The organism is bacterium, assembly GCA_024742285.1.
GTDB lineage: Bacteria > Myxococcota_A > UBA9160 > UBA9160 > UBA4427 > UBA4427.
Map to the genome: position 1 here is coordinate 293,285 of JANSYR010000001.1, position 17,214 is coordinate 310,498.

Below are 17,214 nucleotides of genomic sequence, written 5' to 3' on the forward strand. Positions count from 1 at the left end.
CCCGTGGAAGCCGCCGCCGTCACGACGAAGAAGACCCTCTGCCGGATCTGCACGGCCCAGTGCCCGATCCTCGTCGACGTCGACGCCGACGGGCGGCCGATCGCCGCGCGGGGCGACAAGGACAACCCCCACTCCGAGGGCTTCTTCTGCCTGAAGGGCAAGCACTTCCCCGAGCTCCACACCGCGGACTCCCGCCTGCGCCACTCCCTGGCGCGAGGCCACGACGGAGCCCTCTCGCCGATCGAGGCGGAGCAGGCGATGGACGAGGTCGCCGCGCGGCTCGGCGCGATCCTCGAGGAACACGGCCGCGAATCCGTCGCGGTCTACATGGGCACGCTCTTCTACCAGCTGCCCCAGACCGCCTCCGTCGCGACGGCCTGGATGGACGCGCTCCGTCTCAGGCTCCGATTCAGCAGCGGCACGATCGATCAGCCCGGCAAACAGACCGCCGCCGCCGCCCACGGACACTGGCTCGCGGGCAGCTTCGTCTTCGACGAGTCGGACATGTGGATGCTGATCGGAACGAATCCCCTCGTCGCGATCAGCGGCGGCCTCCCCCACGCGAATCCCGCGCGCCGCTTGAAGCGCGCCCAGGCCCGTGGTCTCCAGCTGATCGTGATCGACCCGCGTCGGACCGAGACGGCGAAGCAAGCCGCGATCCACCTCCAACCACGGCCCGGAACCGACCCCGCCGTCCTCGCAGGCCTGATCCGCGAGATCCTGCGCGCGGACCTCGTCGACCACGACTTCCTTCGCGATCACGTCGACGGTCTCGAGACGCTTCGGGAGGCGGTCGAACCGTGGTCGCCCGAGGCGGTGGCCGAGCGCGCCGACGTCGACCCGGATCTCCTCGTGCGCGCCGCTCACGTCTTCGCGCGCGCGAAGAAGGGGGCCGCGACCGCAGGGACCGGCGCGAACATGTCCGGCTGGAGCAACGTGTCCGAGTACCTCGTGCTCTGTCTCAACTCGATCTGCGGCCACTACCGCCGCGCCGGCGATCGAATCGCGAACCCGGGCGTCCTCACCACGCGACGCACCTTTCCCGCCCAGGCGATCGCGCCCTACCCGGTCGACGGCTTCGGCAAGCCCCTGGTCTCGCGGCCGGATTCGCCGCCCGCGGTCTGCGGTCTCCCGACGTCGGCGCTGGCCGACGAGATCCTCCATCCGGAGAGCGGGATCAAGGCGCTCATCACCATCGGTGGCAATCCGATGCGCGCCTGGCCGGATCCGAAGCGAACCCGTCGCGCGCTCGAAGCGCTCGAGCTCCACGTCTGCGTCGAGCCCCGCCTGACGGACACGGCCCGACTCGCCGACTACGTGCTCGCGCCGAAGCTCCCGCTCGAGACGCCCGGCTGCAGTCTCTCGACCGAGAACCTCTTCACCGTCTCCCCCGCCCTCGGCTACACCGAACGCTACGGCCAGTACGCCCCCGCCGTCGCCGAACCGCCGGAGGGATCCGACCTGCGCGAGGACTGGCAGTACTTCTATGGCCTCGCGAAGCGTATGGGCCTCTCGCTCGAAGTCGCAGCGGGCGTCTTCCCGATCATGGGCTGCCCGACGCCGCGGAGTCCGCTCGACATGGAGAACGAGCCCACCTCCGACGACATCCTCGATCTGGTCACGAAGGACGCGTGGATCCCGCTCGAGCGTCTCCGGAAGGATCCGCAGCACCCGCTCTTCGACGACGAGCCCGACGTCTTCGCCCTGCCCGCGGACCCGGAGAACACGGCGCGACTCGACGTCGGCAGCGCACTCATGCTCGACGAGCTCCGCGACTTCGGCGCGGGTGATCGATTCGCCCGCGCCGGCTACGACTACCGCCTGATCAGCCGCCGCATGTCGAACACCTTCAACTCCGTCGGCACCGACATCGACGCCCTGACGAAGCGCTACGGCACGAATCCGGCCTTCCTCCATCCCGACGACCTCGCCTCCCTGGGGCTCGGGCGCGGCGACCTCCTGAAGCTCCGCTCTTCGCACGGTGAGCTCGAAGCGGTCGCCTGGCCCGACCCGGATCTGCGTCGCGGGCTGGTCTCGATGTGCCATTGCTGGGGCGGCGATCCCGAGGAAGCGACCGATCCGCGCAAGGCCGGGGCCAACACCGGTCTCCTGATCAGCGTCGAAGAAGACTGCGCACGCTTTTCGGGGATCCCCTTGATGAGCGCGATCCCGGTGGACGTCGCGAAGGCCTGACCGCCCCGGCGGAGGACGGGCTGGAGCGCGACGAATCGCTGCACTCCGCTCCCGTGTCGGCGGTTATGATCCGGGCGCCGTGGAACCGAATCCCCTCGAACGACGACTCTTCGCCGAGCGCGACGCGCTCCTGACCCACCCGCTCTACTCGGCCCTCGCGAGTGAGACCGCAGTGCTCCGATTCATGGAGCGCCACGTCTTCGCGGTCTGGGATTTCATGTCCCTCGTGAAGTCGCTCCAGCGAAGACTGACCTGCGTCGACGTGCCCTGGGTGCCCGTCGGTGATCCGGTCGAGCGCCGGTTCCTGAACGAGATCGTCCTCGACGAGGAGAGCGATCTCGATGCGGACGGCCATCCGCGATCGCATTTCGAGATGTACGTCGACGCGATGGGCGCCGCGGGCGCGGATACGAGACCGATCGAGCGCTTCGTCGACGCGCTCCGCAACGGCGAGCGCGTCGAGCATGCCCTCGACGCTGCGGATCCTGCGCCGGGCGTTCGCCGCTTCGTCGAGGGCACGCTCGAGCTCGCCGGGGCGAGCGACGTCGAGGTCGCCGCGGCCTTCGCCTATGGCCGCGAGCTCGTGATCCCGCCGATGTTCCAGGAGCTGGTCGGGAAGCTGCGCGAGCGCGACCCCGAGCGGTTCGCTCCGCTCGCTTTCTATCTGGAGCGGCACATCGAGACCGACGGCGGGCAGCACGGCCCGATCGCCCGACAGCTCGTCGACCGTCTCGTGGGCGACGACCCGGGGCGCACCGACCTCGCGATCCACGCGGCTCAGCGCGCCCTCGAAGCGCGGCGCGCGCTCTGGGACGAGATCTGCACCGCGATCGACGCCGCGTCCCCGGCCCGGCCCTGACTGCAACGGATCGCGGCAGCCCGCCGGCAACGGGCCTCCGAAGGCAACCCGCAGCCGACGCGCGGTGTCGAGCCTTCACGACTACCCTTACCACGCGTACACCCCACGCCGAACGCTCCGACGGTCGGCTCCGGAGGTCCCATCGATGACCAAGTCCCGTCCCGCACGCTTCGGCCCCGGCTTCTTCGCCGCCTTCGTCGCCGCCTTGATGGTGACCGGCGCTTTCTCCATGTTCGGCAGCCGCCCGGCGGACGCGACCACGATCCAGGTCTACAAGACCCCGACCTGTGGCTGCTGTTCGAAGTGGATCGACCATCTCGAAGCGGCGGGCTTCTCGGTCGAGGCGACCGACCTCCGCGACCTTTCGCAGTTGAAGGCGGAGGCCGGCGTGAGCCGCAGCCTCTCCTCATGCCACACGGCGATGATCGACGGCTACATCCTCGAGGGCCACGTTCCGGCGAGCGACGTCAAGCGACTGCTCGCCGAACGCCCGGCGATCACGGGCCTCGCGGTGCCCGGCATGCCGATGGGCTCTCCGGGCATGGAGCACCCGGATCCGAGCCGGCACGAGGCGTATGACGTGCTCGCCTTCGGACCGGAGGGCACCCGGGTCTTCGCTGCCCATACCCCATGAGGCCCCTGAGGCGCGCCGAGCCCGTGGGTCCGCGCTAGCCCTGCCCGCAGCGCATCATGCCAAGGGACTCGGTCGAAGGCGGCGACCCCGGCAGTCGGTCGAAGCGTCCCCTTCCGACGAAGCGCCGGGAACAGGACGGGCACTCGCTCGCGTCCTGCGCGACCGGCCGCAGACAGCGCGCACAGAAATGGTCCACCGCTTCAGGGGCGTTCTCTTCGAGACGGGTCGGCATCGTCTGGGTCTCCGCATCACGGGCGACGGCCGCGCGAAACGGCCGACACTCCAGGAGTGAGATGCCGTAAGGGCCGTTTCGGGACCCGAGGATTCACGGATTCTCGCGAGGCGCCGTCCAGCCGCGGGACGCGTCGTCAGCTTTCGCGGGGGCCGCGGATTCACCTGATTCACACGCGATTCCGGCTACTTGCAGCATTCCCCCGGGCTGGTTAGGTTCCGCCCCGACTGAAATCCACCCCGCCGGCGGCGCGTCGCGACCCGCAGTCCCGCCCGCCCAGGAGACCCTCTCCCATGTCGATCGAAATTCCCGACGAGTTCAGCTCGGTCCCGATCCTCACGTTCAAGACGCTCAAGAACACCGAGCTCGGCGCCCTCGAGATCGAGCGCGAGGACGACGGCTCCGTCATCGTGACCGGCATCCTCAAGCTCGTGACCGAGTCGATGCTCCAGTCCTACCCGCGCAGCGTCCTCGGCAAGTGGACGCCGAACCGCGCGCGCATCCGCTACAGCGCCGAAGACGCCGCCGGCCGCGACTGGAAGAACTACGAGACCGGCGAGTCGATCGACGTCGAGGGCGCACTCGCCCTCTAACTTGGTCGCCTGCGGGCGCTCGGCGACGGGTCTTCGGCGCTGCGCGTCAGCCGGCCGCGCCTGCCATCGCCTTCTCGGCGCGGGCGCGCTGGAACGTGATGCAGGTCGAGTCGGCCGGGATCTCGTCGAGGGGCTCCCGGACGAGGGTCGGCGTGATCGCGACGTCCTCAGCGCGTGAACGGAGCGCGTCGAGGTCGAACGAGTAGAGCGCGGCCGCGTTCTCGCCGAGCATCATGCGCACTTCGTCTTCCGGCACGTCCGCGAAGGCGAAGCGCATGTTCTCGCGCGAGTACGGGTAGCAGCCCTCGTAGTGGGGGTAGTCGTTGCCCCAGAGGATGCGGTCCTTGCCCACGATCTCGCGGCCGGCGATGTCCGCGGGGCTCGGGAAGCTCGCGCCGTACCAGCAGTTGCGCTTCGCGTAGAAGCTCGGGAGCTCCTCGAGAGGCGGGTCGTTCGACGTGTCGATCTCCCCGATCGCCCCCATCTTCCACGCCAGATACATCCCGTCCATGTGCTTCATGACCGCCGGCGCCCAGGCGCAGCCGCTCTCGGTCAGGATGAACTTGAGCCCGGGGAAACGCTCGAAGACGCCGCCCATGATCAGCGTCGTATAGCCGCGCTGGACGTAGAAGGTCATCTCCATCGCCCAGAGCGCGTTCGAGCCCTGCGCGCCCGAGTAGGTCGGGCAGCCCTGACCCGAGTGCTGATTCATGACCAGGTCGTGGTCCTGGATCGCGGCCCAGAGCCGATCGAGGGATCGGTCGTTCAGCTGCGGAAGGTGCACGTCCGACGGGGCGGGGAGCGGCAGCAGGACGCCGCCGCGAAGCCCGTTCTCGGCGATCCACTTCACGTCTTCGATCGCATCGTCGACGTCGTTCAGGTGGATCAGCCCGATCCCGGCGCGGGAGATCGGATCCTCCTGGCAGAACTCCGCCAGCCAGCGGTTGTGGGCGCGGGTCCCGGCTCGGAAGCGTCGGTACTGCTCCGGCGTCGCCGGCGGCGCGACGTGGAAGGCTTTCTCGTAGAAGGGCGGGACCGTGTTCGGGAAGATCACTTCCCCGACGACGCCATCGCCGAGCAGGTCGCCGCGGCGGAGCTCCGCGTCCCAGTTCTTCGCCTTCTTGCCGCCGATGTGTTTCTTCGCCGGGTTGCTGTACCCCCCGCGCCATTCGTCGAACTCGCCCCGGAATTCCGGGTCGAGGTAGTCGCGGTAGCCGGCAACGGAGTTGCCGGCGTGGGTGTCGGCGGTGATCACGATGTAGGGCGCTTCGGGCATGCTGGATTCTCGGGGTTCTGGGGTCGTTCCGGAGGCTTCAGAGCGTAACGAACCCGCTCGGCGCCGCGGGCGGCGCCCCCTCGCGATTCCCCTATCCTGAATCGACCTCATGTCGAACACCGGCTCCCTCCTCCTCGACCCCGACTTCGTGCGTGATCCCCACGCCGGGCTCGAGCGATTGCGCGAAGAGGAGCCGGTCTACCGAGACCCCCACCTCGGGTGGTGGTTCATCACGCGCTACGCCGACGTGAAGCGCCTGCTCGCGGACCCGAGCCTCGCCAAGAACCGGACGGAGTTCGAGGACTACGTCGCGCCCGACCCTTCGACCTTCGCTGGCCGATTCGACCGCTCGAGCGTCCTCAACAAGACGCCCGACGGTCACCGGATCTGGCGGAGCCGCGTCGCCGCCGGCTTCACGCCGCGTGCGGTCCGCCGGATGGAACGGCAGGTCCGGGAAGTGGTCGAACAATTCGCAGCGCCGATTCGCGAAGCGTCCGGGCGTGTCGACCTCCTCGCCGCCTTCGCCGACCCGATCCCGAACACGGTGATCGCGCGCATCGCCGGGATCCCGCCCTTCCCCGGCGACGAGGCCCGATTCCGCACCCTCGCCCAGGATGTCCTCCGCCGGTACGTCTTCTTCGCCGACGAGGCGAACGTCGCCCGGGGAAACGCAGCGCTCGAAGAGCTCGCGGAGTGGATCCTGAAGCTGACCGCGGAGCGGCGGCAGGAACGACGGGAGGACCTGGTCTCCGACCTCATCCACAACACCTCGGCGGAGGCGAATCATCCGCCGATGGCCGACGACGAGATCATGGTCTTCGTCTCGAGCCTGATCTCGGCGGGATCGGAGACCACGACCCTCGGCGCGTGCCACATGTTCCGTCATCTCTTCGACCATCCGGATCAGTTCGCGCTCGTGCGGAAGGATCCGTCGCTCGTCCCGAATGCCGTCCGGGAAGCCCTCCGCTACGACTTCGGCTCCCTCGCCGCGGTGACGCCGCGCTACGCGACCGAGGACTTCGAGCTCCACGGCAAGACGATCCGGCGCGGGGACTCGATCATGCTCTCGCCGGCGAGCGCGAACCGAGATGCCTCGGTCTTCGACGATCCCCATCGCTTCGACGTGACCCGCGACGCGCGCGAGGCGCTCACCTTCGGCCACGGGGCCCACTACTGCCTGGGCGCCAACCTGGCGATGCAGGAGCTCTCGTTCATGCTGGAAGCCGCCCTCGAGTTCCTGCCCGAGGACGCGGTCCTCGAGAGCGGGGACGACGACTGGGAGCAGGTCGGAATCATGCGCCGCCCGATCCGGATGATCGTCGACCTGCGGCGTTAGTTCGGACCCGAGTCCGATGCCCCGCCGAGCGCCGCGAGATCGGCGCGGAGCACGGGCCGCATCCAGTCGAGGAAGGCGCGGATGCGCGCCGACACCATGCGCATCCCCGGATAGACCAGGTGGACGGGAACCGGGTCGACGGCGAATGCGTCGAGGACCGACCGGAGTCGACCGGCCCGAAGGAGTGGGGCCGCCTGATACGCGAGGAACTGTCCGTACCCGAGCCCGGCGGCGCAGGCCTCGAGCGCGACGGCCGCCTGGTTCGACTTGAAGGCGCAGGGAACCGCAACGGTCGACGGGCGCCCGTCGTCCACGAAGCGCCAGACGCCACCCGGCGCCGTCCCCGAGAACACGACGCAGTCCCGCTCGGCGAGGTCGCTCGGCGCCGTCGGCAGACCGTCCCGGGAGAGCCGCTCGGGCGATGCGACCACGACGCGACCGATCGAACCGACGGGCACCGCGATCATCGACGAATCGGCGAGGGGGGCCAGTCGGATCGCGACGTCGATCCCCTCCTCGACGAGATCGACCACGCGGTCGAGGAGGACGAGCTCGACCTCGACCTGCGGATGCGCGACCGCGAAGTCGATCAACGCGGGCGCCACGTGCTGCTGGCCGAAAAGGACGGGCGCGCTGACCCGCAGCGGCCCCCGTGGCGCAGCCTGGCTCGCGACGACGGCCTCCTCCGCGTCGGCGACGTCGGCCAGGATCCGCCGCGAGCGTTCGAGGAAGTCGCGTCCTTCCGGCGTGAGCGACTGGGTCCGGGTCGTCCGTGCGAGCAGGCGGGCCCCGAGCGACGTCTCGAGGGTCTGGAGCGTGCGGACCATCGTCGGCAGCGATTTCCCGAGCGCCTCGCCGGCCCGGGTGAGGCTCCCCCGGTCCACGATCTCCACGAATGCCTGCATGGCGGCCAGCTTGTCCACGCGATCTCTATTACTCAAATATTCGGAGTAATCATATCAATTATAAAGCATTTATCCGAATGAATGGCGTCCGTAGGTTCCGGGCGTGGTCGCAGCCTTCTCCCGCGGCCCCTCCAGGAGAACGAGCCATGACTTCCAAGCAGCCGCTTCCCCGAACCGCCGGCGTCCACCACGTCGGCCTGACCGTGCCCGACCTCCACGAGGCGAGCACCTTCTTCCGCGATGCCCTCTCCTTCGAGGCGATCGGAGGCGTCCCCGACTACCCCTCCGTTTTCCTGAGCGACGGCAGCGTGATGCTGACCCTCTGGGAGGCGGCCAACGGACCGGACGCGACGCCCTTCGACCGCCGCCACAACCTCGGCCTGCATCACCTCTCCCTAGAGGTCGCGGCGGAGCAGGATCTCGACGCCCTCCACGCGGACCTCACCGCCCGCGATGACGTCGAGATCGAGTTCGCCCCCGAGACGCTCGGCAACGGTCCGACCCGACACCTCATGTGCGCGATCCCGGGCGGCATCCGCCTCGAGCTGGTCGCGCCGGGGGGCTGAACGATGGCGCCCCCCCACTCGAGTACGTCGAACCCGGCCCTGCCCTCTCCCTTTCACGACGGAGAGCGCGCCGTCCACGAACGCCTCGGCATCCAGGACATCGAGCCCTGGGCACGCCGCGTCGTCCGTCCCTTCCTTCCCGAAGAGCACCGCCGCTTCCACTCGGCCCAGCCCTTCCTGGTCGCCGCCGGCCGGGACGAGGAAGGACGACCGTGGTCGACCTTGCTCGTCGGTGACGAAGGCTTCGTGACGTCGCCGGACGACCGCACTCTCGCGATCGACACCCGGCCCGCAGAAGGAGACCCGCTCGCCGACGCGTGGCACGCCGGTCTCGACGTCGGCCTGCTGGGCATCGACCTGGCGACGCGCCGCCGGAACCGCGTGAACGGCCGCCTCAGCGCAAACAAGCGCGGCCTGTTCCACTTCGCGGTCGACCAGAGCTTCGGGAACTGTCCGCAGTACATCCAGGAGCGGGTCGTCGAACGCGTCGCCGACCACGTTCCCGGAAGGACCGAACGCAGTGCCGACCTCTCTTCGGCGCAGCAGGAGAAGATCGCCGAGAGCGACACCTTCTTCCTCGCGACGGGACATCGCGGCCGAGGCGAGCACGAATCGTTCGGCATGGACGCCTCGCACCGCGGCGGACCGGCCGGCTTCGTCCGCGTCGAGTCCGCCCGCCAGATCGTGTTCCCGGACTACGCCGGCAACAACCACTTCAACACGATCGGCAATCTGGTCGTCGACGACCGGATCGGCCTCCTCTTCGTCGACTTCGAGCGCGGCGACGTGCTACAACTGACCGGCCGCGCCGAGATCGTCTGGACGGGACCGGAGCTCGCGCGCTTCCCGCGCGCCCAGCGCCTGGTCCGCATCCGGATCGACGAGGTCGTCGAGCGAAGCGACGCCCTGCCGCTCCGCTGGCGCCCCGCCGCCTGGCACACGCTCGAAGTCGTCGATCGCGTGCAGGAATCGGATGACGTCGTCTCGCTCGTACTCGCCGATCCGAGTGGCCGCGCGCGACCGGACTTCGAAGCGGGCCAGCACCTCCCGCTCCGGCTCCGCTTCGACCCGCCAGGGGCCGTCGCCGAACGCACCTACTCGATCTCGTCCTCCCCGCTCCAGGACCCCTACCGGATCAGCGTGAAGCGAGATCCGAACGGCCTCGTCTCGAACGCGATCCATGGGCAGATCGAGGTCGGGGACCGACTCGAGGTCGGAAGGCCCTCCGGCGACTTCACGCTCCAGGACGACGACCGTCCGGTCTTCCTGATCAGCGCGGGGATCGGCATGACGCCGCTCCTCTCGATGCTCGGAACCTGGACCCGCCGTGCGCGTCGAGGACAGGACGTGCCGGCGATCGAGTGGGTCCATACGGCCCGCGACGGTGCCCACCATCCTCTCCACGAAGAAATCGACGTCGCGTCGACCTGGATCGATCGCTTCCGGTCCTTCGTCGCCTACACGCGGCCTCGACCCGAGGATCGGGAAGTCGGAGGCTTCGACCACGAGGGACGGCTCGATCTCGACGAGATCGCCGAGCGCGTGAAGGCGATCGGAGCGCGGGTCTATCTCTGCGGGCCGACCTCGTTCGCCAACGCCTGTGCCGCCGCGCTCGAACGAGCGGGCGTGCCAACGGAGGACCTCCTGTCGGAGTCGTTCGGCGGTGAGGCGGCGGGCTGATCGGTCCGACCGGGAGTCCGGGCGGGGAATCGGTCGGCTACCCTCGGGCGCGGTTCGCACGCGGGCGAAACGAGTCCCGCGCCAGGAGGACCCGATGACGCCCGCCGACGAACTCCACGCCTACTTCGACGCCGGTGAAGCCCGCGCACAGGCCCTCGGCAACCGCGGTCCGCTTCGTTTCGACGAACGGGGTCGCCTCGCCTCGGAGATCCTCGACGCCTATCACGAGATCGGGTTCTACGTCTTCGAGGGCGCGATCGACACCGAGGAGATGGCCGAGCTGGAAGCGGGCCTGGCCGACCTGCTGGAGCGCACCCCGGCGACCGAGGGCGCCTCGGTGGATCGCAAGGGCCGTCCGCTCGAGCCGGGACTCCCGAGTCTGCAATGGGCCCGCCCCCTCTCGGATCCGTGGGGCGGGACGAAGCTCCTGAACGGGCGGCATCCGGTCGCCATGGATCAGCCCGAGGCCGCGGCCGATTCGCCCGAGAAGGCGATCTTCCTTCTGCTCGGTCTCTTCGAATCGATGCCTTCTGCGCTCCGCCTCTCGGCCCACCCGGGAATGCTCCGCGTCGCGGAGTCGCTTCACGGGGCGAACTTCGTTCCGTACAACGACTCGATCTTCCTGAAGGAGGCCGGTCTCGGTGCGGCCGTGGCCTGGCATCAGGACGGCACGACCCATTGGGAGAACCCGGACTGGGACCCCGACATCCATGGCGCCAACTTCATGGCCCAGCTCGCGCGGACGACCGCGGCGAACGGTCTCTGGGTGCTTCCCGGGAGCCATCGGCGGGGACACATCGACATTCCGGAGCTCGTCGCGGAACACGAGGGATCGACGCTCCTGCCGGACGCGGTCCCGATGCTCTGCGAGCGGGGCGACGTGGCCGTCTGCAACCGCCAGTGTCTGCACGGATCGTTCGCGAACGACTCTCCGGATCCACGTATCACCCTCGTCTGGGGCTTCTTCCGCCACGACGCCGTGCTCGGTGCGGAGGTCGACATGCCGGCGACGCACCCGGACCAGCCGCCCGAACGCCGCCGCTATTCCGAAGACGATATCCACGAGCGTGCCGAGCTCGTCCAGCTGGCGATCGAGGCGCGCGCCGCCCATCGGCCGGAAGAGCCCCCCTACGCCTATGGACCCGGTGTCTACGCCGCCGGGCGGCACGCTGACGCCGCCGCGCGTTCGGCGGCGCTCCGCGGCTACCGCAACGGGACGATCTTCGTCTGAAGGGTCAGTCCCGGGCCGCCAGGATCGATTCGACCTTGGCGCGGAATTCCGCCGGATAGTTGTCCGCGAACTCGCGCCAGAACCAGCGATCGCCTGCCGTCCCGAGGACGCGTCGAACGAGCGTGACGCCCTGGGACGCTCAGGTCTCCGGTGAAAACTCCGTGACCACCGTCTGCGTGTGGATCTCGAGTACCGCCTCGGTCACGTTCTGGATCACGAGCCGATCGCGAAGCCGCTCGAGATCGTTGAGGCCCTCCGGCGCTGCGTTTCGCACTCGCCTCGAGGCGGCGGCACGACGATAGGCCGGCCCTCCCGGTCGGCGCGAGCCGGGAAGCTAGTGTCCGCATCGCCCGAGGAGAGACCTGGTGACCGAGTTCCTGCAGGCCGATGCCCGGATCGAAGCCTCCCGTTCGCACTGGCGCTATCGCGGTCAGGCACGACCCGACTTCGCGATCGCGCCGAAGGACGGGCAGGAGTCGGTCTGGGACTACCCGCGCCCCCCGCGACTCGCCGCGGACCCGCGTCGCGTCGAGGTCCGACTCGGGGACCGCGTGCTCGCGACGACGGACCGGGCGATTCGCGTCCTCGAGACCGCCAGCCCGCCGACGTTCTACATCCGCCCCGAAGACGTCGACGACGCATCGCTCGTGCCGAGCGGGCGGACGTCGCTCTGCGAGTGGAAGGGACCGGCGATCGACTTCGACCTCGCGAACGGGCCGGAATCCGTGGCGTGGAGCTACCCGCGCGTGTTTCCGGAGTTCGCGAAGATCGCCGGCTGGTTCGCTTTCTACCCCGCGCGCGTCGAGTGCTTCGTCGGCGGTGAGCGCGTCCGCCCCCAGCCGGGGGGCTACTACGGTGGATGGATCACCGACGAGATCGTCGGGCCGGTCAAGGGAGAGCCGGGGATCCACGGCTGAGCGCGGATCGACGACGACCGAAGATCTCGTCGCGTCGGCACGACGAAGTCGCTCGATGTGTGCGATCCTGGGACGAGATCGTCGCCGCGAGAAGCGACTCTCCGATCCCAGCGACGGGCCGAGGTTTCGGTCAGAAACGCGAGCCCGGACCATGATTCGCCCCACGAGCCTCGGCGCGCGCGCGCTCACGCCGATCGCGCTCGTCGTGTGCCTGCTCGCCGCCGGCGCCGCCCGCGCAGTCGAGGGCCACGTCGGCCTCCAGGTCGGCACCCACTTCTGGCCCGCCTACAGCAACCGCGACCAGGTCGAGGCGGACACGACACCCGGCTATTCGTGGATGGCCGTCGGCGGCATCGATCTGGGAAGCGAGATCTTCCCGGAAGAGTCGTGGCTACGAACGCGCCTCACGCCGCGCCTGCGCGTCCGAATGGAGATCGAGGTCGGGCAGCGCTTCAGCGACCTCCACGGCGTAAACGACGACCTGGGTCAACGCACGGCCGACGGCAAGAAGATCCGCGCGACCAACGCGTTCTTCAACCTCTGGCCGGCCTGGGCGTTCAGCGACCGCGTCACCGGCTACCTGGGTGGCGGCATCGGAAGCGCCTGGATCCAGACCCTCGGCAGCGACCGGATGCGCCTCGCACTCCAGGGCGGCGCCGGCTTCCTGATCGAGCTTCCGACCGAAGCGATCCCCATGACCGTGGACCTCGGCTGGCGCTCCTATTTCGCCTCGAGCGCCGAGTACCGGGACCGGCTCGTCGACTACAACACGCACGGGCCGACGGTCGGGATCCAGCTGACGTTCTGAACGACGGCGCGCGAGCGACGCCGAAGCGGATCGGGCCCCTGAATCGGGAGCCACGAGCGGCCGTACCCCGTAGACTGCAGGAGCGGGTCCACCCCCCGCGGCGACCGCGCCCTCCCGGAAGGAACGACTCCCATGACCCGACGTGTCCAGGACAAGGTCTCGATCATCACCGGCTCGACGAGCGGCCTCGGCGCCGCGACCGCGGCGCGCTTCGCCGCAGAGGGCGCTCGCGTCGTCGTGAGCGGGCGGAACGAGGAACGGGGCGCGCGCGTCGTCTCGGCGATCCACGAGGCGGGAGGCGAAGCCGCATTCGTTCGCTGCAACCTCGACGACGAAGCCTCGATCCAGGCGCTGATCGCGAACACGATCGACCACTTCGGACGCGTCGACAACGTGATCGCCAACGCCGCGGCGACGGCGACCGACTCCGGCGAGAAGGGCAAGGGGATCCTCGAGATGAGCAACGAGATCCTCGAGGCCTCGATCGCGACCAACGTCCGCGGTCTGCTCTGGCTCTTCAAGCACAGCCTGCCCGCCCTTGTCGAATCCGCCGACCCGGCCTCCAAACGAACGAGCTCGATCGTCGCGATCGGAACGTCGGGGACGCGAAACGGCGCCCCGGGCAGTCCCGTCTACTGGGCGACCAAGGCACCCGTCGAGGTCATGGTCCGGTCGCTCGCGCGAGAGTTCGGCGGCGCGGGCGTCCGCGTGAACTGCGTCTCCTCGGGACTCGTCGAGACCGAGTCCGAGATGAAGACGATGACCGAAGCGTTCCGCGACTACGTGCTGAGCCTGAACGCACTGCCCTACTTCGGGCAGCCGGACGACATCGCGAACGCATGCCTCTATCTATCCAGCGACGAAGCGAACTATGTGACCGGGACGACGCTCACGGTGAACGGCGGGGCTTCGTTCTAGCCGGTCGGCTCGAGCAGAGTCGATCGGCTCGCGAAGCGTCCGTCAGTGACCCAGTCGCGCACGACTCTGCCTCATGCGCGTCGCATTCGTGCGCTTCTGCACGCACATGTGCGCTGATTCCGGAAGCCTGACCGGACGTCGCGTCGCTCGTGACGGCTATCCTCGACGTCGCCGCGGGCGAATCGGGGGGCGAGAACGCACGATGCCGATGACCTATTCGATCGACGTGGACGAGAAGCTCGTCTACATCGTCGGCCACGGTCGGCTCACCGACGAAGAGATGGTCGACTGTGTCCGGGACCTGCGATCGGACCCCATGCTCCAGCCCGATATGAACGTGTTCTCGGACATGCGCGCGATCGAGATGGGCTTCACGCCGAGCGGCATCCGAAAGATGCTCGACGTCATGGTCGCGACGGAAGACCGTCGGTCGGAAGCCTGGGCGGCGCTGGTCGTGGCTCGGGACGTGACCTTCGGGATGGCGCGCATGCTCCAATCGAGAGCGAGGGAACACGTTGCCCCACACATCGAGGTCTTCCGTGACGTCGAGAAGGCGCGGGACTGGCTCGAAGAGCATCGCGCCTAGCGCCGAGCGTGCGGCACCCGGAGCGACGCGCGTCTACGCCGGAGCCAGGGCGCGCGCCAGGGCGTCGTGGAAGAGCACGCATCCCGCTTCGTTGCGTCCGAAGAGCGTGTGCTCGACGCGATCGGAGCGCAGGCTCGCGTGGACGCGCGCAGCCTCGGGATAGTCCTCTGTGCCGGTGATCCCGTTCGCGAAGACGAACTGCTCGGCGAGGCGTGCGCGCTGGGCGTCGGACGCGACCGGCCCGCGCGTGAAGAGCGCCTGCGTGACCTCGGTCTCCCCGGGCGAGATCGGACGGAAGCGCGAGATCGCGAGGACTCCGTGGTAGTGGCTCAGGATCCGGTCGGGCGCCAGGAAGTACTGGACGACTGCGTGCTCGAACAGGTCGCGGTCGGGTTCCGCGCGACCGTCGAGGTCGAGGATCGACTTCATCGGTACGACCAACCGATTGTGGGGCCCGAATCCGTGGGCGCTCGCGGCGATGCCGAGATACTGCGGCGCGAGGGACTCGCGATGGAGCGAGAACACGTGATAGGACTCGAAGAAGGTCTCGAGCAGGAGCTTCCAGTTGCCCTCGAAACGGTCGGTCTGCTCGGCGAAGGGAACGAAGTCCGCGTAGCCGTTCGAGTCGATCTCCTCGGAGAGCGAGGATAGCCAGGCGGCGACGTCGACCGAAGGCGCGCCCCGCTTCGGATCGACGACGATCAAGCCGGAGGCTTCGCCTGCGGCGAGCGATCGCAGGCCGTGGTCGGCGGGGTCGGTCGACGCGAACCCGTCGCAGGCGTTCGGTCGGCTGAGCAGACGGCCATCGCGCGAATCGTAGGTCCAACCATGGAACGGACACGCGAACGCGCGCGCCCTTCCCGCGCCCACGGACGACCGGGGCCGCCCGGTGGCGGCAGATGTTCTCGAAGGCCGCGACGGTCCCGTCGGACCGACGCGTGACGACGATCGGAACGCCGCCGACCTCGTAGCTGGCATGGTCCCCCGGATCCGGAAGCTCGCTCGAGAGCGCCGCCACATGCGGCTGACCCAGGAACCAGGAATCACGCTCCGCGCGGGCGTGATCCTCGTCGACGTAGTGCGAGACCGGGATCCGCCGCACATCGTTCGCCATCGCGGTCCCACCCGCAGCGTGCGCCGCGAGCACCTCGTCGATCAGGGCAAGCTCGACGTCCCGCCGCATCAGCTTCCTTCTCCGCCTCGGGCCCGCGCGCTCGCGCAGACGAAGGACGTCGCGAAGCGCAGGTCCAGGAAGTCTTCGTGGGAGCTGAAGGCGCGCTGGTCCTCCTCGCTCGGGAAGTAGCGATTCACGAAATCGTCGGTCGTCCGGAACCAGAGCTCCGAGATCGCGAGGACCCCCTTCGACTCGGGCGTTTCGCCATGGGTCGCTTCGACGTCGTTCTGCACGTACTGCCAGAGCGCCGGCATGTACTTCCGCGCGACGCCGACGTGGTCGCGGTAGTGGCCCCGGAACGATTCCAGGGAATAGCCGTCGGATCCGTGAAGGAAAGACACCTGTTTGACGACATCCTCCGGCGCGGCTTCGTCTTCGCGCTTCGACGGCCAGCCGATCTTCGAGGACACCGTGTACCGGAAGGACTCCTCGAAGACCGAAGCCCACTCGGAGGGCAATCCGGCTCCGACCTCCAGCCATGCGAGCGCATCGATCTCGATCGGGAACTCGAAATCGAATCGAGCGCGGGCTTCGTCCGAGGGATGCGGGAGATCGAGGAAGGCCTGGGTCGAAGCCGCTCCGTCGAGCCGATCGACGAATCGATCGAGCCCGAGTGTCGCTGGGTCGGCCGGACCGTTCCTGTATCGCAGGATCGCCACGTCACGCATGGACGGGAGTGTCGCTGATCGAGGGCGAGTCTGTCGATGCCGAAGTCGTCGCGCCGATCCTCGCGACCGAGGGCTGCACGGGAGGTCGATCGCTAGTCCAGGGACGGGCCGCGCAACAGCACCTCTGGAAAGATCCGAAGCGCAGCGCGCGCGGAATCAGCATCGGCGTAGTAGCCGAGCGGAAGCCGCCGATGGACCGAAACCAGAGGCGCGGAGCCGACGACCGATCCGGCGTGATACGCGACGCCGGTGAGCAGCGGGTTCGAAACTCTCTCGAGCCGCGCGTCGGCCTCTGGCGAGAGCTCGAGCAGGACGACGTACAGGTGCCCGGCCGACCGACGCTCGACCTGCCTCTGCTCGACGGAGAGAAGCTCGCCGACTCGAAGGGTGAGCACCGGGTCGCGCGACACGACATGCGGCACACGTTCACCGTCGGTCGACGAGACGGTCTCTTCGAAGCATCCCTCCCGGCACACGGTCTCGACGAGGGGGGACGGGGGAGCGGACGCTGGTCGCAACTCTGCCGTTGCCGAATGAATGGACACCAGGACGTCTTCTGCCTCGTGCAGCGAGGGATCCGAAACATGCAGCGGGATGTGACCCGCTGCGAGGCCAGCGGCGAGCACCGCGTACAAGAG

The 17,214-nt window shown here is 68.8% G+C and carries 18 protein-coding genes; 12 read left to right on the forward strand and 6 right to left on the reverse strand.

Translation table 11 applies throughout. From position 1 onward, the window contains the following. Positions 1 to 3 precede the first annotated feature (3 nt). The 4 genes from NXI30_01325 (at position 4) to NXI30_01340 (ending at position 4,511) form a co-directional block, all read left to right on the forward strand. Positions 4 to 2,193, forward strand: a complete 2,190-nt coding sequence (locus NXI30_01325; protein MCR9092833.1) for a molybdopterin-dependent oxidoreductase — start codon at positions 4 to 6, stop codon at positions 2,191 to 2,193. A gap of 79 nt (positions 2,194 to 2,272) precedes the next feature. Next, complete coding sequence (locus NXI30_01330; protein MCR9092834.1) at positions 2,273 to 3,052, forward strand: DUF3050 domain-containing protein; 780 nt, start codon at positions 2,273 to 2,275, stop codon at positions 3,050 to 3,052. Positions 3,053 to 3,260: 208 nt separating this feature from the next. Then, entirely contained in the window at positions 3,261 to 3,686 is a 426-nt protein-coding gene (locus tag NXI30_01335; protein ID MCR9092835.1) for a DUF411 domain-containing protein, read from the forward strand. Between the two features lie 525 nt (positions 3,687 to 4,211). Beyond that, positions 4,212 to 4,511 (forward strand): hypothetical protein, encoded by a 300-nt coding sequence (locus tag NXI30_01340; protein ID MCR9092836.1) that lies wholly within the window; start codon positions 4,212 to 4,214, stop codon positions 4,509 to 4,511. Positions 4,512 to 4,557: 46 nt separating this feature from the next. Here the strand turns inward: NXI30_01340 and NXI30_01345 are convergent, their stop codons facing one another. Further along, positions 4,558 to 5,787: an amidohydrolase gene (locus NXI30_01345; protein MCR9092837.1), complete on the reverse strand. Its 1,230-nt coding sequence runs from the start codon at positions 5,785 to 5,787 to the stop codon at positions 4,558 to 4,560. A gap of 109 nt (positions 5,788 to 5,896) precedes the next feature. On the opposite strand from NXI30_01345, the gene NXI30_01350 reads away from it, so the two are divergent. Beyond that, positions 5,897 to 7,123, forward strand: coding sequence for a cytochrome P450 (locus NXI30_01350; protein MCR9092838.1), 1,227 nt, complete (start codon positions 5,897 to 5,899; stop codon positions 7,121 to 7,123). On the opposite strand, the gene NXI30_01355 is transcribed toward NXI30_01350, so the two are convergent. Continuing rightward, positions 7,120 to 8,046: a LysR family transcriptional regulator gene (locus NXI30_01355; protein ID MCR9092839.1), complete on the reverse strand. Its 927-nt coding sequence runs from the start codon at positions 8,044 to 8,046 to the stop codon at positions 7,120 to 7,122. The genes NXI30_01350 and NXI30_01355 overlap by 4 nt on opposite strands. A gap of 128 nt (positions 8,047 to 8,174) precedes the next feature. Here NXI30_01355 and NXI30_01360 point away from each other — a divergent pair, with 128 nt between their 5' ends. The 3 genes from NXI30_01360 to NXI30_01370 all read left to right on the forward strand — a co-directional run bounded on the left by NXI30_01360 (position 8,175) and on the right by NXI30_01370 (position 11,505). Then, on the forward strand, positions 8,175 to 8,594 hold the full coding sequence (locus tag NXI30_01360) for a VOC family protein (GenBank protein ID MCR9092840.1): 420 nt from the start codon (positions 8,175 to 8,177) through the stop codon (positions 8,592 to 8,594). A gap of 3 nt (positions 8,595 to 8,597) precedes the next feature. Next, positions 8,598 to 10,274: a pyridoxamine 5'-phosphate oxidase family protein gene (locus NXI30_01365; protein ID MCR9092841.1), complete on the forward strand. Its 1,677-nt coding sequence runs from the start codon at positions 8,598 to 8,600 to the stop codon at positions 10,272 to 10,274. A gap of 94 nt (positions 10,275 to 10,368) precedes the next feature. Next, positions 10,369 to 11,505: a phytanoyl-CoA dioxygenase family protein gene (locus tag NXI30_01370; GenBank protein MCR9092842.1), complete on the forward strand. Its 1,137-nt coding sequence runs from the start codon at positions 10,369 to 10,371 to the stop codon at positions 11,503 to 11,505. Between the two features lie 139 nt (positions 11,506 to 11,644). Here NXI30_01370 and NXI30_01375 read toward each other — a convergent pair whose 3' ends face one another. Next, a complete protein-coding gene (locus NXI30_01375; protein ID MCR9092843.1) occupies positions 11,645 to 11,779 on the reverse strand; it encodes a hypothetical protein in 135 nt (44 codons plus the stop codon). Positions 11,780 to 11,870: 91 nt separating this feature from the next. On the opposite strand from NXI30_01375, the gene NXI30_01380 reads away from it, so the two are divergent. The 4 genes from NXI30_01380 (at position 11,871) to NXI30_01395 (ending at position 14,734) form a co-directional block, all read left to right on the forward strand. Beyond that, the gene (locus tag NXI30_01380; GenBank protein ID MCR9092844.1) at positions 11,871 to 12,422 is read left to right on the forward strand and encodes a DUF427 domain-containing protein; all 552 of its coding nucleotides are present in this window, start codon (positions 11,871 to 11,873) and stop codon (positions 12,420 to 12,422) included. A 151-nt stretch (positions 12,423 to 12,573) separates the two neighbouring features. Then, positions 12,574 to 13,230 carry a hypothetical protein gene (locus NXI30_01385; protein ID MCR9092845.1) on the forward strand — a complete coding sequence of 219 codons (657 nt, stop codon included), beginning with the start codon at positions 12,574 to 12,576 and terminating at the stop codon, positions 13,228 to 13,230. Positions 13,231 to 13,362: 132 nt separating this feature from the next. After that, positions 13,363 to 14,148, forward strand: coding sequence for an SDR family oxidoreductase (locus tag NXI30_01390; protein ID MCR9092846.1), 786 nt, complete (start codon positions 13,363 to 13,365; stop codon positions 14,146 to 14,148). A gap of 202 nt (positions 14,149 to 14,350) precedes the next feature. Continuing rightward, positions 14,351 to 14,734 carry a hypothetical protein gene (locus NXI30_01395; protein MCR9092847.1) on the forward strand — a complete coding sequence of 128 codons (384 nt, stop codon included), beginning with the start codon at positions 14,351 to 14,353 and terminating at the stop codon, positions 14,732 to 14,734. A gap of 33 nt (positions 14,735 to 14,767) precedes the next feature. Here the strand turns inward: NXI30_01395 and NXI30_01400 are convergent, their stop codons facing one another. From NXI30_01400 to NXI30_01410, 3 genes are all read right to left on the reverse strand, one after another. Then, positions 14,768 to 15,604, reverse strand: coding sequence for a hypothetical protein (locus tag NXI30_01400; GenBank protein ID MCR9092848.1), 837 nt, complete (start codon positions 15,602 to 15,604; stop codon positions 14,768 to 14,770). 312 nt (positions 15,605 to 15,916) lie between these two features. Continuing rightward, entirely contained in the window at positions 15,917 to 16,576 is a 660-nt protein-coding gene (locus NXI30_01405) for an EthD domain-containing protein (protein MCR9092849.1), read from the reverse strand. A 92-nt stretch (positions 16,577 to 16,668) separates the two neighbouring features. Further along, the gene (locus tag NXI30_01410; protein ID MCR9092850.1) at positions 16,669 to 17,211 is read right to left on the reverse strand and encodes a hypothetical protein; all 543 of its coding nucleotides are present in this window, start codon (positions 17,209 to 17,211) and stop codon (positions 16,669 to 16,671) included. Positions 17,212 to 17,214 lie beyond the last annotated feature (3 nt).

Excerpts from the sequence above, each read along its gene's own strand:
- NXI30_01335 (MCR9092835.1), top strand. The coding sequence starts at position 3,261 with ATGGTGACCGGCGCTTTCTCCATGTTCGGCAGCCGCCCGGCGGACGCG.
- NXI30_01340 (MCR9092836.1), top strand. The coding sequence starts at position 4,212 with ATGTCGATCGAAATTCCCGACGAGTTCAGCTCGGTCCCGATCCTCACG.
- NXI30_01345 (MCR9092837.1), bottom strand. The coding sequence starts at position 5,787 with ATGCCCGAAGCGCCCTACATCGTGATCACCGCCGACACCCACGCCGGC.
- NXI30_01350 (MCR9092838.1), top strand. The coding sequence starts at position 5,897 with ATGTCGAACACCGGCTCCCTCCTCCTCGACCCCGACTTCGTGCGTGAT.
- NXI30_01360 (MCR9092840.1), top strand. The coding sequence starts at position 8,175 with ATGACTTCCAAGCAGCCGCTTCCCCGAACCGCCGGCGTCCACCACGTC.
- NXI30_01365 (MCR9092841.1), top strand. The coding sequence starts at position 8,598 with ATGGCGCCCCCCCACTCGAGTACGTCGAACCCGGCCCTGCCCTCTCCC.
- NXI30_01370 (MCR9092842.1), top strand. The coding sequence starts at position 10,369 with ATGACGCCCGCCGACGAACTCCACGCCTACTTCGACGCCGGTGAAGCC.
- NXI30_01385 (MCR9092845.1), top strand. The coding sequence starts at position 12,574 with ATGATTCGCCCCACGAGCCTCGGCGCGCGCGCGCTCACGCCGATCGCG.
- NXI30_01390 (MCR9092846.1), top strand. The coding sequence starts at position 13,363 with ATGACCCGACGTGTCCAGGACAAGGTCTCGATCATCACCGGCTCGACG.
- NXI30_01395 (MCR9092847.1), top strand. The coding sequence starts at position 14,351 with ATGCCGATGACCTATTCGATCGACGTGGACGAGAAGCTCGTCTACATC.
- NXI30_01405 (MCR9092849.1), bottom strand. The coding sequence starts at position 16,576 with ATGCGTGACGTGGCGATCCTGCGATACAGGAACGGTCCGGCCGACCCA.